General features: G+C 71.4%; 15 protein-coding genes. 7 read left to right on the top strand and 8 right to left on the bottom strand.

What is annotated here, in order from left to right; genetic code table 11:
• Positions 1 to 91 precede the first annotated feature (91 nt).
• On the top strand, positions 92 to 841 hold the full coding sequence (locus tag G4D85_RS01470; protein ID WP_164007168.1) for a hypothetical protein: 750 nt from the start codon (positions 92 to 94) through the stop codon (positions 839 to 841).
• A 36-nt stretch (positions 842 to 877) separates the two neighbouring features.
• Here the strand turns inward: G4D85_RS01470 and G4D85_RS01465 are convergent, their stop codons facing one another.
• The 3 genes from G4D85_RS01465 to G4D85_RS01455 are packed head-to-tail and all read right to left on the bottom strand — an operon-like array spanning position 878 to position 3,119.
• On the bottom strand, positions 878 to 1,345 hold the full coding sequence (locus tag G4D85_RS01465) for a TfoX/Sxy family protein (RefSeq protein WP_164007166.1): 468 nt from the start codon (positions 1,343 to 1,345) through the stop codon (positions 878 to 880).
• A gap of 20 nt (positions 1,346 to 1,365) precedes the next feature.
• Positions 1,366 to 2,154 (bottom strand): endonuclease/exonuclease/phosphatase family protein, encoded by a 789-nt coding sequence (locus G4D85_RS01460; protein WP_164007164.1) that lies wholly within the window; start codon positions 2,152 to 2,154, stop codon positions 1,366 to 1,368.
• A 32-nt stretch (positions 2,155 to 2,186) separates the two neighbouring features.
• Complete coding sequence (locus tag G4D85_RS01455; RefSeq protein ID WP_164007162.1) at positions 2,187 to 3,119, bottom strand: LysR family transcriptional regulator; 933 nt, start codon at positions 3,117 to 3,119, stop codon at positions 2,187 to 2,189.
• A 70-nt stretch (positions 3,120 to 3,189) separates the two neighbouring features.
• Here G4D85_RS01455 and G4D85_RS01450 point away from each other — a divergent pair, with 70 nt between their 5' ends.
• The 3 genes from G4D85_RS01450 to G4D85_RS01440 all read left to right on the top strand — a co-directional run bounded on the left by G4D85_RS01450 (position 3,190) and on the right by G4D85_RS01440 (position 6,148).
• Positions 3,190 to 4,557, top strand: coding sequence for an MFS transporter (locus G4D85_RS01450; RefSeq protein WP_164007160.1), 1,368 nt, complete (start codon positions 3,190 to 3,192; stop codon positions 4,555 to 4,557).
• A 114-nt stretch (positions 4,558 to 4,671) separates the two neighbouring features.
• Positions 4,672 to 5,475, top strand: a complete 804-nt coding sequence (locus tag G4D85_RS01445) for a DUF2339 domain-containing protein (RefSeq protein ID WP_275900267.1) — start codon at positions 4,672 to 4,674, stop codon at positions 5,473 to 5,475.
• Position 5,476: 1 nt separating this feature from the next.
• Positions 5,477 to 6,148, top strand: coding sequence for a hypothetical protein (locus G4D85_RS01440; RefSeq protein WP_164007156.1), 672 nt, complete (start codon positions 5,477 to 5,479; stop codon positions 6,146 to 6,148).
• Here the strand turns inward: G4D85_RS01440 and G4D85_RS01435 are convergent.
• From G4D85_RS01435 to G4D85_RS01425, 3 genes are all read right to left on the bottom strand, one after another.
• Positions 6,132 to 7,208: a serine/threonine-protein kinase gene (locus G4D85_RS01435; RefSeq protein WP_164007154.1), complete on the bottom strand. Its 1,077-nt coding sequence runs from the start codon at positions 7,206 to 7,208 to the stop codon at positions 6,132 to 6,134. The two genes, G4D85_RS01440 and G4D85_RS01435, sit on opposite strands and share 17 nt — an antisense overlap.
• A gap of 23 nt (positions 7,209 to 7,231) precedes the next feature.
• A complete protein-coding gene (locus tag G4D85_RS01430; protein ID WP_164007152.1) occupies positions 7,232 to 8,383 on the bottom strand; it encodes an oxygen-binding di-iron domain-containing protein in 1,152 nt (383 codons plus the stop codon).
• A 149-nt stretch (positions 8,384 to 8,532) separates the two neighbouring features.
• The gene (locus G4D85_RS01425; RefSeq protein ID WP_164007150.1) at positions 8,533 to 8,835 is read right to left on the bottom strand and encodes a hypothetical protein; all 303 of its coding nucleotides are present in this window, start codon (positions 8,833 to 8,835) and stop codon (positions 8,533 to 8,535) included.
• Between the two features lie 230 nt (positions 8,836 to 9,065).
• Between G4D85_RS01425 and G4D85_RS01420 the strand changes: the two genes are divergently transcribed.
• Positions 9,066 to 9,536 (top strand): YqaA family protein, encoded by a 471-nt coding sequence (locus G4D85_RS01420; RefSeq protein WP_164007148.1) that lies wholly within the window; start codon positions 9,066 to 9,068, stop codon positions 9,534 to 9,536.
• 202 nt (positions 9,537 to 9,738) lie between these two features.
• Entirely contained in the window at positions 9,739 to 11,418 is a 1,680-nt protein-coding gene (locus G4D85_RS01415) for a lamin tail domain-containing protein (RefSeq protein ID WP_164009019.1), read from the top strand.
• Between the two features lie 85 nt (positions 11,419 to 11,503).
• Here G4D85_RS01415 and G4D85_RS01410 read toward each other — a convergent pair whose 3' ends face one another.
• On the bottom strand, positions 11,504 to 12,691 hold the full coding sequence (locus G4D85_RS01410) for an AI-2E family transporter (protein WP_164007146.1): 1,188 nt from the start codon (positions 12,689 to 12,691) through the stop codon (positions 11,504 to 11,506).
• A gap of 117 nt (positions 12,692 to 12,808) precedes the next feature.
• Between G4D85_RS01410 and G4D85_RS01405 the strand changes: the two genes are divergently transcribed.
• Positions 12,809 to 13,225: a DoxX family protein gene (locus G4D85_RS01405; RefSeq protein ID WP_164007144.1), complete on the top strand. Its 417-nt coding sequence runs from the start codon at positions 12,809 to 12,811 to the stop codon at positions 13,223 to 13,225.
• An 18-nt stretch (positions 13,226 to 13,243) separates the two neighbouring features.
• Here the strand turns inward: G4D85_RS01405 and G4D85_RS01400 are convergent, their stop codons facing one another.
• A complete protein-coding gene (locus G4D85_RS01400) occupies positions 13,244 to 14,500 on the bottom strand; it encodes a threonine/serine exporter family protein (protein WP_164007142.1) in 1,257 nt (418 codons plus the stop codon).
• Between the last annotated feature and the right edge of the window lie 92 nt (positions 14,501 to 14,592).

The following is a 14,592-nucleotide window of genomic DNA, read 5'->3' as shown; positions in this document are numbered from 1 at the left end:
GGCCTGGACTTCCGGCGCTTTTGCGTACTTCACCCGGCCACTGGTAACCACCCTGTCCGCGCGTCCTCTCACGGGTGTGGATGCTCACTGGGTGCGACTCGAAGCGCTGCTCGACAGGCTCAAGTCAGGGGACTTCTCCGCGGCCGAAGCCCTCCTGCGCCTCTGTCGCGAGACGGAAGACTGGCGGGTGAAGTACGCCGCGACGCGAGCGCTAGGGCATGCAGGCACCGTTGACTGCTTCAAACAGATGCGAGAGGAAATCGAGCAGCACCCCCTGCGCAAGCAAGAGCGTGTCGATGTCGCAGCGCGAGAGCTCGTCCTGCTCTACTGCCGTACCTTCGCACTATGGGGCCGACTCGACGTCGTGCCGGTGCTGATGGACCAATACCTCACTCTGCGCTTGAAGCGGACGCCGGAAATCTCGTCGCTGCCGCTCCTGATGGCGGGCTTGCTCGTGGACGACGAGAACTCCATGCTCGCGCACGAGCCTCCGGATGACCTTCTGGAGGACTACCTCAACCTGGTCATGAGCCAGTACGAGGCCGTTGTTTCTGCTCAGGGCTCTGACAAGGTGATCATCTTCCGGGGGGGGCTCTCCTCGGTCCGCGCAGTCGCGGAGCGCATGCGCCACCTCACCACGGCGTATCAGTCCTCGGAACTGGCCACGCTGCGCGAGCGCTTCGAGCCGGCCACCGGCATCGATTGCAGTGAGGTCTTCAGTGGGAAGAGCGTCGTCCCCCTGGCGGCGGCCGCTATCGCTGAATCCTTTCTGGCGTCGAAAGAGTGCAGGAAGTTCGAGCCAGGAAGCCGCTATTTCTTCGGCCACCTGATTCCCCAGTAGGTCGCCACGTGAGGCCGGGGCGGGCGGCTTGTGGCGCTACCTGCCTGCGCGTGGAGGTTTCACTGAAGCCGCCTTCTTGCGCTCAGGTGGCTTCTTCCCCGCGGGCTTCCGCTCCGCCCCCGCCTTCTTCGCCACGGCCTTCTTCGCCGCTGCCTTCTTCTTCGGTGCCTTCTTCAGCGCCGCCCGCTGTGCCGCGTCCACCGCGCGGCGGGCCCAGGGCAGCAGCGCGTAGGCGTCATCCGCCGCGTCCGCGGGTGGCGTCCAGTAGCCCATCTCCACCGGCTTGCCCGCGCCCTCGTAGACGAAGGGCCGGCACCCGGCCGCCTGGAAGTCCGGCTTCGTGACGTCGTCCACCTTCAGGAACAGCTGCCCGTTCCCGATGAGCCCGAACATCCGCCCACCGAAGTACAGCCCCCAGCCGCCGAACATCGACCGCGACTGCACGGGCCCGAGCTTCTCCAGCAACTCCACCGTGTACTCCACGAAGCTGTCCGTCCGGGCCATGGCCCCTCCCTTCGATTCACTCAGCGGAACGTCGCCACCAGCGGGTTGTGGTCCGACGCGTCTCCCACGTCGATGACCTCCGCCGACACCAGCCGCTCCGCCATCCTCGGCGATGCGAATACATAGTCCGTGCGGTAATCAATCGTCACGCCGCCCCGGTTCCTCCGCGCCGTCACCCACTTCGACGACGCCGGCCGCGCCAGCAGCGTGTCCACCCAGCCGTACTCCTCCACGTCGTCAATCACGTCGAAGCGCGGAGGGTGCCCGTACTTGTCCGTCCCCGCCTTGCGCAGCCTGTCTTCCAGGTCCACCGGATACGGGTCCTTCCTCGACAGCGAGTTCAGGTCCCCCACCAGCAGGAACTGCCCCTCGCGGAACGCCGCCGCGTCCAGCACCGAGCGCAGGTAGCGCGCCTCCACGTACCTCAGCTTCTCGTGGTGCGCGTCGAAGTGCGTCCCGAACAGCGTCACTGGCCCGTTCGACTCCAGCTCGCACTGGACGATGCAGTGCCCCAGGAAGTGTCTGTCGTTGTGCACGCTCACCGAGCGCAGCGGAGGACGGCTCACCACCGCCACGTGGTAGCAACGTCCACTCGGCCGCGAGCGGGACTGCCCCAGCACCAGGTGCGCGTCGTCCTGGGGCACGTCCAGCGCCTCGGCCACGCGGCGCAGGCGCCCGCCGTCGTCCCAGCCAAGGCACTCCTGCAGCACCAGCACGTCAGGAGGCTCCCGCGCGAGGAAGGTGAGGATGGCGTCGAACCGCTCCTCTCCTCCTTGCAGGACGTTGAACGTCATCACCTTCAGTGCCATGGAACGCCTCGCGTACGGAGAGCGGCGGCACGCTACCGCACCCGGCCTCCCGAGCCACCCTTCCGCGCGCCCCATGGCTCGGGCATCACACGGACGCTCTCCACGATGAACTCCTTCAGGGCTCGCGCCGCCGCCGTGAGGTAGCCCTCGCCCCGGTGCACCAGCGCCACCTGCCGCTTCGGGCCCCGCACCAGCGGCACCACGTCGAAGCCCCGGGACTGGTGGTCCCTCGCCATCAGCTCCGGCACCAGCGCCACGCCCAGCCCTCGCTCCACCATGCGGCGGATGGCCTCCGCGTTGTCCGTCTCCAGCGCCAGCTTCGGCGTCACCCCGCGCGCCTCGCACGCCGCCTCCAGCGCGCGTGTGCCGCCCATTCCTGGGATGACCACCCACGGCTCCTCCACCACCTCCGACAGCTCCACCGCCTTCCCCAGCCGCGACAGCCGGTGCCCGCGAGGCACCGCCAGCACCAGCACCTCCTCCCACAGCTTCTGCGCCACCAGGTCCGCGTGCCGCACCGGCAGCGAAAGAATGGCCAGGTCCAGCGCGCCCCGCGCCACGCTCTCCTCCAGCGCGGGGGCCATGCCCTCGCTCAGCCGGGGCCGCACCTCCGGATACCGCTGGGCGAAGGCCGGAATGATGTCCGGCAGGAGGTACGCGCCCACCGTGTGCAGCGTGCCCAGCGACACCAGGCCGCGCGGAGTGCCGGACAGCCGCTCCAGCTCCGACGTACCCGCCAGCAGCGCCTCCAGCGCCCGCCGCGCGTGGGGGAGGAAGCGCTCCCCCGCGTCCGTCAGTACCGCCCCGCCTGGAGTCCGGACGAGCAGGCGCGTGCCCAGCTCCGCCTCCAGCGATTGGAGCTGCCTCGACAGGCCGGACTGGGACAGGCCCAGCCCCTTCGCCGCGAGAGAGAGTCGGCCCTCCAGCGCCACCTGGAGGAAGGCCCTGAGCTGTTCGGTCGTCATGCGGTTTCCGCAAGCACTCTATGCGGAAGATGCGGTTTTCGCATGGCCCTCAAGGGCGTACACGTAGAGGATGGATGGAAGTGGCTTGACGGTGGAGCCCCTGGCCAGCGCGCGCCCGGGCACGGCGCGGCGGATGGCCACGGGCGCGGTGCTGCTGGCCCTGGTGGTCAGCGCCTTCGAGGGCACGGTGGTGACGAGCGCCATGCCCACCATCACCCGCGAGCTGGGTGGCCAGCACCTGTACTCGTGGGTGTTCTCCGGCTTCCTCTTCGCCTCCACCGTGGGCGTGCTCATCTCCGGCAAGCTGGCGGACCGGCTGGGGCGCAGGCCCGTCTTCTTCGGCGGCATGGGACTGTTCCTCGTCGGCTCGGCGCTATGCGGCCTGGCCGAGTCCGTGCCCATGCTCATCGCCTTCCGCGTGCTTCAGGGCCTGGGCGCCGGGGCCCTCCAGCCCACCACGCTCACCATCAGCGCGGACCTCTACACGCTGCGCGAGCGCGCCGCCGTGCAGGGCCTCTTCACCGGCGCGTGGGGCGTGGGCAATGCCGTGGGCCCACTCATCGGCGGGTGGCTGGTGATGCACGCGTCGTGGCGCTGGGTGTTCCTCGTCAACGTGCCCGTGGGCCTGTTCGCCGCGGCGCTGCTGTACCTGTCCTACCGCGACCCGCCGCGCCGCTCGGACGTGAAGCTGGAGCGCTGGGGGCCGCTGCTGGCGGGCACCTCCGCCGCGCTGCTCCTCTTCTCGCTGGAGCCCGGCCACGCGGAGGCCCGGTGGCTGTGCGCGCTGGGCGCCGTGCTCGTGGGCGCGGTGCTGGTGCGCCAGCAGCGCGCGTCCGTGGCCCCGCTGCTGCCGACGGAGCTGCTGAAGGACCGCACCGTGCTGAGCGGCGTGGCGGGCAGCATCGCCGGTGGCGCGCTGCTGTACAGCATGGCCGCGTGGGTGCCGCTGTGGATGACGGAGCAGGGCGGGCACTCGCCGGTGGCCGCGGGACTCGCGCTGCTGCCGATGCTGCTGGGCTGGTCCGTGGGCTCCACCTTCGGCGTGAAGCTGCTGGTGCTCGGGGGCATGCGCCTGAGCGCGGGCGTGAGCTTCGCGGTGGCGGCCGTGGGCGCGGGGTTCCTGTCCCTGTCCGCCGCGCTGGGGTGGGGCGTGCCCGCCGCGCTCGTGGGCCTGGGCATCCTGGGGATGGGGCTGGGGCCGGCCGCGAGCACGTCGCTGATTGGTCCGCAGTCCCGCGCGCCCTGGCACCACCGGGGCATCGTCACGAGCAGCCTCTACGCGACGCGGCTCCTGGGCGGCGCGCTGTCGGTGGCCCTGCTGGCGCTGGCTCGTGGGCACTTCGCCGCGCAGTTCGCGATTGCCGCCGGGCTCACCGCCACCGCGGCGCTCGTGCTGGGGCTGTTCGCTCCCGGCAGGACGGAGCCGGCGGCGGCGTGAGGACAGGGGCCGGCGGGAGGTGGCTCCACGGAGGCGTCAGGCGCTCCGTCCGGCGGCTGCTGCCGTGCACACCTTGGAACACGGTTGTGCGCTCCGCTGCACACCCGCTGCACGGTGTGCCCGCGTAACTCCGCTTGCTGCCTTGCGTCACACGTTGGCAGGGCGGCTGCATTCAGGGCTTCCCCACGCGCAGTCAGATGGCGATGGAGGAGTCAGATGCACACGGCGACGACGAAGTGGGACGTGAAGGTGCTGGGAGGCGTGGGAGCGGGGCTGTTGCTCCTGGCGGTGGTGTTCCTGTGGCGTGATTTGCAGGTGCCTCGCGAGCTGCTGCTCGCGGTGGCCGCCGTCGGGGCCGCGGGCCTCACCTTCCTCAACGTGCCGCACACGCGCAATCTCGCGGGGCCCATCACCGTGCTCGTCTGCGCCGTGGCCGGTGGCCTCTGGTACGCGGCGACGAAGGAGGGGCTGCTGCTCGTGGGGCTGGCCCTGACGTTCGCCATCGCCACGGTGACGGTGCTGCGCGCGGGCAGTCAGCCCGACGCGGAGAGAGACCGCGTGCGGGACGTGCTCGTCTGGTACGGGCTCGCCGCCACCGCCATCGCCGCCTCCTGGGGCTTCTACTTCCACTTCCTCACGCTCGGCATCGCCGAGGACAACGTGGCCCGCCGGCTGGTGCTCACGCTGGGGTGGCTCGTCGTGGGCGTGGTCCTGGTGCTCACCGGCCGCCAGCGCGGCCTGCCCGTCATGCGCGACGCGGGCTTCGCCTTCGTGGGCATCGCCGTGGGCAAGGCGCTCCTCTATGACACGATGAACCTCCATGGCTCGCTGCGCGTGGTGGGGCTCGCCGCCGCGGGCGCGCTGATGGTGGGCGCGGCGTGGATGTCCTCCCGTGCGTCCGCTTCCCGGAGCGCGTGACATGGGCGCCCTGTTCTCCCTCACCAGCGCCGTGTTGCTGGCCATCGCTCCGGCGGGGACGTGCTGGCAGCCCTCGGACCAGACCGCGGGGTGGAAGCGCGTGGAGCTTCCTACCGAGGCGCCCGCGCTCGCCGCCGCCGAGGACGTGGACCAGTTCCGCGTGGGCGAGCCCGTGCAGTTGCTGGAGTCCAATCCCAGGGCCTACGTGGGCGCCACGAAGCCGAAGCCCGGCCGCATGGCCTATACGTTCCGCTTCCCGGCCGGCACCTCGCGCCTGGAGGTGTCCTTCCTGGAGCCGCTGCGAGGGGCCAAGGTGGACGCCACCGCCTCCGCGGAGGCCCGCACCTTCCCGCTGCTGAGCGAGCGGCGGCAGGCTGGCGAGACTCTCGTGCTGGACTGGAACGCGGCGGACGTGGACGGCGTGGTGGTGGAGGTCCACCACCACCTGCGAGAGCGGCCCGTGGTGCGCTCGTGGCGCACGGGGCGCAGCGTCTGGCCGGAGCGCGAGGCGTCCGTGCCCGCGGCCTTCAAGGCGCCGCGCGCGCTCTACTTCCTGCACCCGGGCGGCGGGCGCTACCTCACCCTGTGCCAGTCTCCCGGGCGCGCGCTCACGCTGTCGCGCTGGCCCGCGGAAGGCGCACCCACGGACGTGCTGCTCACGCGGGTGCCTTGAGGAGCACGAAGGGCCACAGCTTCGACAGGGCGGAGCGCAGCGAGGCCGCGTCCCGGTAGCGGTCCTCGGGCCGCTTCTCCAGCAGCTTCAGCACGATGTGCTCGAAGGGCTCCGGCAGGTCCGGGCACAGCGTGCGAGGCGGCACCGGGGCCTGCTGCACGTGCAGGAACATCAGCGGCACCGGCTGGGCGTGGCGGAAGGGGAGCTGCCCGGTGAGCAGCTCGTACGCCACCACGCCCAGCGCATACAGGTCCGTGGCGGGAGACACCGGGGAGCTGCCCATCACCTGCTCGGGCGCCATGTACTCCGGCGTGCCGAGCACCGCGCCCTGCGCCGTGGCGCCCGCCACGTGCGTGCTCTTCGCCAGGCCGAAGTCCATCAGCTTCAGCACGCCCAGGCGGGTGATGAAGAGGTTGGCGGGCTTCACGTCCCGGTGCAGCACCCCGCGCCCGTGCGCGTGCTCCAGCGCCACGGCGACGTGGGTGAGCCAGCGCAGGGCCTCGGCCCGCGTGGCGCGCCGCTCCGCCAGCAGCTGCCGGAGGTCCGAGCCTTCCAGCAGCTCCATGGTGAGGAAGTGCCGGTCTCCGTCCACGCCGGCGTCGAAGACGCGGAGGATGTTGACGTGCTCCAGGGCCCGGACGTGCTCCAGCTCCTGATGGAAGCGCGCCACCAGGGCGTCGTTCGCGTGCGGCACCGCCAGCACCTTGAGCGCCACGCGCTCGCTCTGCCGCAGGTCCGTGGCCTCGTACACCGCGGCGCTGCCTCCCGCGCCCAGCCACCGCTCCACGCGGTAGCGCCCTGCCACCACCTGCCCCGGCATCAGCCCTCGTGCGACGGGGGAGGGCGGGAGTGGCGTCACCACGCCCTGCAGCAGCGTGCCGTGGGGGGAGACCGGAGTGATGGGCCGCAGCGTATCCGCCAGCGACAGCGCTGGCGGGGGCGTCACCGGCTGGACCCAGGCCTCCGGCGGCGTCCCGGCGTTCCTCCGCTCCGGCACCGCCTGCGCCGCGGCACCTCCGAGGTACGCCACGTCGTCGGCCTCGTCATCCGTCGATTGCACCGTGTCCTTCCTTGCTCCCGGGCTCAGGGGTCCAGCAGCGAGACGTGGGACGGCGCCCCGACGCCCTCGATGTCCAGGTGCGGGGTGGGCAGGTTGTATTCAGAGGCGGCGCTGGTGGCCTCGACGATGATGGGGCCGGCAATCTCCGGCGGCTCGCCATGGCAGAGCAGGTCCACCACGTGCTCCAGCGTCCACTTGCCCAGCCGGCTCACCACCAGCTTCGTGCCGTCGTAGCGCGCCGTGTCCGCCAGGTCCTTGCTGGCCGCCAGCTTGGCCTCCACCGAGGCCCCCAGGTAGCCGCGCGCCAGCGACAGCACCCGCTCCAGCACCGCGTTCCACGCCTGGAGGTGCGTGCGGTCCTGCGCCTCGTCCATGATGTCCAGGCCCACCTGAAGCTTCTCCATGCGCTCCAGGAACTGCTGCACCAGCGGGCCCCGGATGATGCGGCCGTGCTGCGGGGCAATCATCTCCACCCCGGGCTCCAGCTTGCGGATGGCCGCCACCGCGCGCACCAGCGCCGCGTTCACCGGCATGTAGATTTGATGGAAGGCGCGGATGCCCGCCCAGTCTGACTCTTCCGCCCACAGCCCCTTCGCGTTGGAGTCCGTGAGGCCCCCGAAGAGGTCTCCGGTGAAGAGCACCCGCGTCTGCGGGTCATAGAGCATCACCGCGCCCCGGAAGTGACAGAAGGGCGAGGGCACCGGCAGCAGCTTGTGGCCGGTGGGCACGCTCAGCCCCTGGGCGAACTTCTCCGTGGGGATGAAGCGGTGGCGCGGCAGGTTCTGGTGGACGATGAGCCGCCAGGTGTCCTCCGAGCAGAGGAGCCCCGCGCGGGGCGCATACCGTGCGGAGATGAGGCTCGCGGACGAGCCCACGTCCGGGTCCTGGTGGTTGATGAACATCGCCGACAGCCGCTCCATCCCACCGATGAGCGACGTCACCTTGGTGTGCATGGTGGAGAAGTCGCTGCTGGAGCCCGGGTCGATGAGGAGGTTGAACTCGGTCTGCCGCTGCGTCTTCGTGTCGGCGCCCCGGAAGCGGCGAAGGTAGGGGTTGGCGAAGAAGATGGCTCCGGGCTCTCGCTTGCCCACCCAGAACGTCTCGGGGGCAATCTCCACCGGGACGAGGCGCAAGTCAGGGGACGGGCTCGGGACAGGGGCAACGGTGCTGCTCATGGGCTCGGCGTTCCTTCGAGGGGGGAGAACTCCTCCGGCCCCGTAGCAAGGCGCGCGCCGCCCGGAAGGTCTCCCCGCTCCGGGCGCACCTTGCCCGCGGAGGGCGCAGTTCCTGCGCTCCCGGGCAAAATGGCGCATCCCGTGCGCGGCTACTGCTGCAGCGGCGGCTGTAGCGTGCCGAAGCGCTCGATGCCCTCGTCCACGGCGGAGCGCACCGCATGCAGCACGGCCTCATCGGTGAGCTGCCGCACCAGCACCAGTCGGGTGGCGAGCAGGGACGGGGCCGTGCCGAGCCGACGCTGGAGCACGTCCAGGGGGACGAGGGTGAGGGTGAAGCCCCGGCCGTCGCTCAGCCGCACCACGACGTCCATTCCGTCGCGCCGTGGCAGGTCCGGGTCATCCGCGACGAGGATGGAGGCCACCCGGGCATCCGCCGACTCCATGGAACGCATGCGCCCTCCGTCGTGAGGCGTGGCCAGGTGCGGGCCCGCCAGGTCTCCATGCATCCAACCCCGTGGCCAGGCAATCCGGCCCGGGGGCTGGCTGCCTGGGAGCGGACGGGCGCCGGGCTCACAAACCGTTCAGGCCTGCTCACTCCGGGGAGGAGATGCCATGACGCCAACATCACCGCCCGGGCTCGCCGGTCGCGTGGCAAGCTCGCCGCCCTTCGCCCGCGCGCTCCATGCCCGACCCGTCCACACTCACCGCCTGGGGGCTCCCGGGCCTCTTCCTCGTCGCCATGCTGGCGGGCTCGGTGGTGCCCGTGCCCTCGGAAGCCGTGCTGGCCGCGCTCATCTACGGGGGCACGCCTCCGGTGATGGCCGTTGCCGTGGGCACCGTGGGCAACGTGCTGGGCGCGCTCTCGCTGTACGCGCTGGGCCGGTGGGTGGCGAGCGGGGGCGGCGGCCCGCTGGGGCGGTGGTATGTGCGACGGCGCGCGAAGGAAGGCCCCCGCCTGGAGCGCGTCGAGGCGCGTGTGCGGAAGTGGGGCGCGCCCGCGCTGCTGATGTCCTGGATGCCCGTGCTGGGCGATGCGTTCGTCATCGCCGGGGGCATGCTCGGCGTCCGGCCGCTGCCCTTCGTGCTCTTCGTCACACTGGGCAAGGGGCTGCGCTACCTGTTCGTGGCGCTCTCCACGACGGCTGCGATGTAGCTGTCACATCCAAGCCTTTTCACCCAGGTTTCACGCAACGCTCCCGCGCTTCGCCTCGATAAGCGAGACTGGTGACGCGCGTGCTGTCGCACGTGTGAAACACCGTTCAGGTGTCTTCTCCGACTCCCTCAACCGCTCCTTGTCAGGAGCAGGACCCAACAGCGTGCGAAACTGCAAGACTCCAGCAAGGCAGGCGAAGTCGATGTGGCGGTATGGGGCCGTGGTGCTCTCCCTGGTGCTGGCCGCGTGCGGTGGCGTGGACCCGGCGGTGGAGCCCACGCACGAGGAGACCGAGGTCGGCGCCCGTGAGGACGGACTGGCCAGTACGCGCATCCGGCTGATGGCGGCGAACATCTCCAGCGGCACCGGCCAGGACTATGACCCGGGCCACGGCATCCGCATCTTCCAGGGCACGGACCCGGACGTGGTGATGATTCAGGAGTTCAACTACAAGACGAACTCCGCGGCGGACCTGCGCTCCTTCGTCGATACGGCCTTCGGCACGGGCTTCAGCTACTACCGCGAGGCCGGCGCCCAGATTCCGAACGGCATCATCAGCCGCTGGCCCATCATCGCCTCGGGCGAGTGGGATGACCCGGCCGTCTCCAACCGCGACTTCGCGTGGGCGCGCATCGACATCCCGGGCCCGAAGGACCTGTGGGCGGTCAGCGTGCACCTGCTGACGACGAGCAGCGGCAACCGCAACACGGAGGCCACCAGTCTGGTCAGCCGCATCAAGGCCAACATCCCCACCGGCGACTACCTGGTGATTGGCGGCGACCTCAACACCGGCAGCCGCTCCGAGGCGTGCTTCAGCACCCTGGCCCAGGTGGTGACGACGGCCAGCCCCTACCCGGCGGACCGCAATGGCAACACCAACACCAACGCGGGCCGCAACTCGCCGTATGACCACGTGCTGGTGGACAGTGACTTGCGCCCGCTCCAGACGGCGGTGGTCATCGGCGGCAGCTCGTTCGCCAACGGGCTGGTGGCGGACACGCGCGTGTACTCGCCCATCTCCGAGCTGTCCCCCGCGGCGTCCGGCGACAGCGGCGCGTCCGGCATGCAGCACATGGGCGTCATCAAGGACTTCCTCGTCCCCAGCGACTCGGTGAGCAGCAGCGTCACCGTGACGGCGCCCAACGGCGGCGAGAGCTGGGCGGCCGGCAGCGCGCGCAACATCACCTGGTCGGCGTCCGGCGTGACGAACGTGAGGGTGGAGTACACGCTGAACGGCAGCACCTGGACCACCCTCACCTCCAGCGCTTCGGCCTCGGCGGGCAGCGTCGCGTGGACGGTGCCCTCCACCGCGAGCACCTCCGCGCGGGTGCGCGTGAGCGACGCGGCCGATGCCAGCACCACCGACACGAGCAACGCGGCCTTCACCATCACCACCACGGGCGGTGGGGGCACGGCCAGCGTCATCGTCAACGAGGTGCTGGTCAACGAGCCGGGCTCGGACGTCACGGGCGAGTTCGTGGAGTTGGTGAACGTGGGCACGGGCGCGGCGGACCTGGGCGGCTGGACGGTGGCGGACGCGGCCCTGGTGCGGCACACCTTCCCCAGCGGCACCACGCTGGCGGCGGGCGCGGCGGTGGTGGTGTTCGGCGGCTCGGCGGGCATTCCCTCGGGCACGCCGGGCGCCGTCATCGCGTCCACGGGCACGCTGGGCCTGTCCAACAGCGGTGACACGGTGACGCTGAAGAACGCGTCCGGCACGACGGTGGACACCGCCACGGTGGGCTCGGGCCTCAGCGGCACGGATGGCGTGTCCGCCAACCGGAGCCCGGATGCCACGGCCGGCGCCACCTTCGTGCTGCACACGGGCGTGTCCAGCCTGACGGCGTCCCCCGGACGGCGCGCCAGCGGCTCGTCGTTCTGAGTCGCTGAAGCAGCACCGCGGCCCCGCTTCCGGTGAGGACCGGAGGTCGGGGCCGCGTTGTCTTCAGGGTGCAGCGCGACGCTTTTCAGTGGGCATCTGGGGGCGTGGGTGTGAGGGGAACCTGCTCGCCCGTGGCCTCGGAGCGCACCGAGGGAAGGGTGCGGCCCCCGTCGCCCGCACTGCCCGGGCCCGGCGTGGCCGGGTCACCGGCGCGGGGAGTGGCCCGCCCATAGTCGCGCTCCCAGATGCGCACCAGGGCCAGGAAGAAGGCGACGATGAGCGGGCCCAGCAGCAGGCCCACCGTGCCGAACGCGGCCAGGCCGCCAAGCAGCGCGAAGAAGACGATGGCTCCGTGCTGGTGCATGCCGCGCTTGGCCAGCAGCGGCTTCACGATGTTGTCCACCAGGCCCACCACCACCGTGCCCCAGACGGCCAGGAAGAGCGCGGCCCAGGGGTGGCCGCTGAAGAACATCAGCGCCGCCGCGAGCAGCACGACGATGGCCGCGCCCACCGCGGGGATGAGCGCCAGGAAGAAGGCCAGGCCCGCGAAGAACAGCGGGGCGGGCACCCGGGCGATGAGGAAGCCGATGAGGGCCGCCACCGACTGCACGCCCGCGGTGGCCACCGAGGAGAGGAGTACCGCGCCGGACACACTGCGGAACTCGCGCATGATTTCGCGCGTCTGCCCGCGTCGCAGCGGTGAAACGCTCTCTATCCACTCCACCAGCCGCACGCCGTCCGTGAAGAAGAAGAAGAGGGCGATGAGCATCATGATGGCCTGGAAGGCGATGGAGCCCGTGGCCGCCACCGCCCCCGTCACCGCCTTGGCCGCGGTGCCACCCTGGGTGGTCACCTGGTCCTGGATGGTCTGGTCCAGGTTCTGCTGCTCCATCGGGAGCCGCTTCAGCACCCCGTCCGCCATGCCGCGCACCGGCCCGGGCAGCCTGTCCACCAGCCCGCTCACGCCTTCCTTCTGCACCGTCTGGGTGACGAACTGCGCCCCCTCCGTCACCTCCGTCACGATGAAGGCCGTGAGGCCGCCCAGCGGCAGCAGCAGGGCGAGGACGACGCCCGTGGTGAGGATGCCGGCGGACAGGTGGTTCCTGCCGCGCAGCCGCCGGGTGAGCCGCTTGTGCAGCCCGTAGAACGTCGCCGCCAGCACGGCCGCCAGGAAGAACGCCTCGGCGAACGGGCGGATGACCAGGGCCAGCAGGAAGAGGGACAGCAGGATGAGGCCGGTGAAGATCCGGCGAGCGGTCAGCTCGGATGCCATACCCGTCAAGGTAGGCACGCCCCGGCGGGAAGGCAGGGGAGCGCTCCACACCTGCCTGCCTGCTCTCCTGGCGAGAAGACTTGGGCCCGGGCGCCAGCCGGTTAGAGTGCGCGCGCCATGCCGTCCTTCGAAACCACTGAGTTCACCCTCTGGCTGCTGCAGGCGCTCTGCTCGGCCTTCCTCGCCATCCTCTTCCTCCAGTCCGGCCTGGACAAGGTGTTCGACTGGAAGGGCAACCTGGGCTGGCTCTCCGGCCACTTCGCCAAGAGCCCCCTGCGGAGCGTGGTGCCGCTGATGCTGGGCACCCTCACCCTGATGGAGCTGGCGGCCGGCGCCCTCTGCGCGGCGGGGCTGGTGGCCCTGGTCGTCACCGGGGGCGCCACGCTGGCCTTCTGGGGCGCGCTGCTGTCCGCCGTCACCCTCATCGCCCTCTTCTTCGGCCAGCGCATGGCCAAGGAGTACGCGGGCGCCGCGGTGCTGGTGGCGTACTTCCTGTTGTCGCTGGTGGCCGTGTACGTCACCCGCCTGCGCTGAAGCAGGCCGCGGAGCTCGTCAGAGCACCTTGCGCGGAGGCACGAGGGCGTTGGCGGACAGCAGGCCCGCCGCCAGCGCCACGGCCACCATCAGCATGGAGAAGGCGGTGTCCACCCCGGCCACCACGTCCCGCTCCAGCAGCGAGGACAGGCTGCGGAAGCCGACGCTGCCGGGCACCAGCAGCATGAGGCCGGGCACCACCGTGGTGACGGAGGGCCGGTTGCGCAGCCGCGCCAGCGCGTTGCTGGCGATGCCCAGCAGCAGCGCCCCCACGAAGGCGCCCAGCTGCGCGCCCAGCAGCAGCGCCCCGAGGCGCGAGCCCGCGAAGGCGAAGGTGCACGCCGCGGCAATCCAGCCCCAGTCGCGAGGGCGGGCCCGGAAGAGCACTCCCACCGCCAGCGTGGCCACGGCCAGCGCCACGGCCTGCGTCCACCCGGGCAGCGCGGGGGGCAGCGGCGTCAGGGACGGCGGAGGCAGCAGCTCCGCCAGCCGGCTGCCCAGCGCGACGCCGAAGCCCAGCTGCAGGAACACCAGCGCCGCCGCGGTGAGGCGCGAGGTGCCGGAGATGAGGTGGCGCGTGGCCAGCTCGTTGATGGCCACGGTCAGCGACAGGCCCGGCAGCAGGACGATGAGGCCCGCCAGCGTGGCCACCTTCACGGACAGGGGGCCCATCAGGCTGGCGGCCAGCACCGCGATGGCCGAGGAGAGGATGGCCGCCACCGGCTCCATCACCCGCGCCGTGCTGGGCTGACGCCGCGTCAGCTCGCCCATCGTGCCGATGACCAGGCTGCTCAGCGCCGCCACCGCCACCTCTTTCAGACCGCCGCCGAAGAGCCGGCCCGCGGCGCCGCCGGCCAGGGCCCAGCAGAGGAGCTGGAGCGCGGTGCCGAAGCGGGCCGGGAGCGCGAGAATCTCCTCCACCTTCCGGGCGCCCTCGGCCGGGGAGAGCCGGCCCTGGATGACGTCGTCCGTCAGCACGTCCAGCAGCGTCAGCCGCTCCAGGTCCATGTCCCCCGGCTCCACGCGGATGAGGCTGGTGCGCAGCGCCTCCGGCGGGCCGAAGGACGCGAAGAGGGAGGTGGGGGTGGAGAAGAAGCGGCCCTCCAGGCCCAGCCGCTCGGACACGCGCTGCATCAGCCCTTCCAGCCGGTGGGCGGGCGTGCCGTAGCGGTGCAGCGCCTCGGCCAGCCGCAGCGTGAAGGCCACGGCGGGGCCCGGTGGGGGTGGGGGCAGGGACGCGACGAGCTCGGGAGGGACGGCCACGGCGGCGCACATGGCAGACCCCCCGGGTCCAGTCAAACGGAAGGGGAGCAACGGCCCGGTGACGGACCGCTGCTCCCCTGGCTGGACTTCAGGCCTTCCGTGGC

It is taken from the genome of Pyxidicoccus trucidator, assembly GCF_010894435.1.
Lineage (GTDB): Bacteria > Myxococcota > Myxococcia > Myxococcales > Myxococcaceae > Myxococcus > Myxococcus trucidator.
Note: the sequence above shows the minus strand (reverse complement) of the source record. Positions and strands in the feature narration are given on the sequence as shown.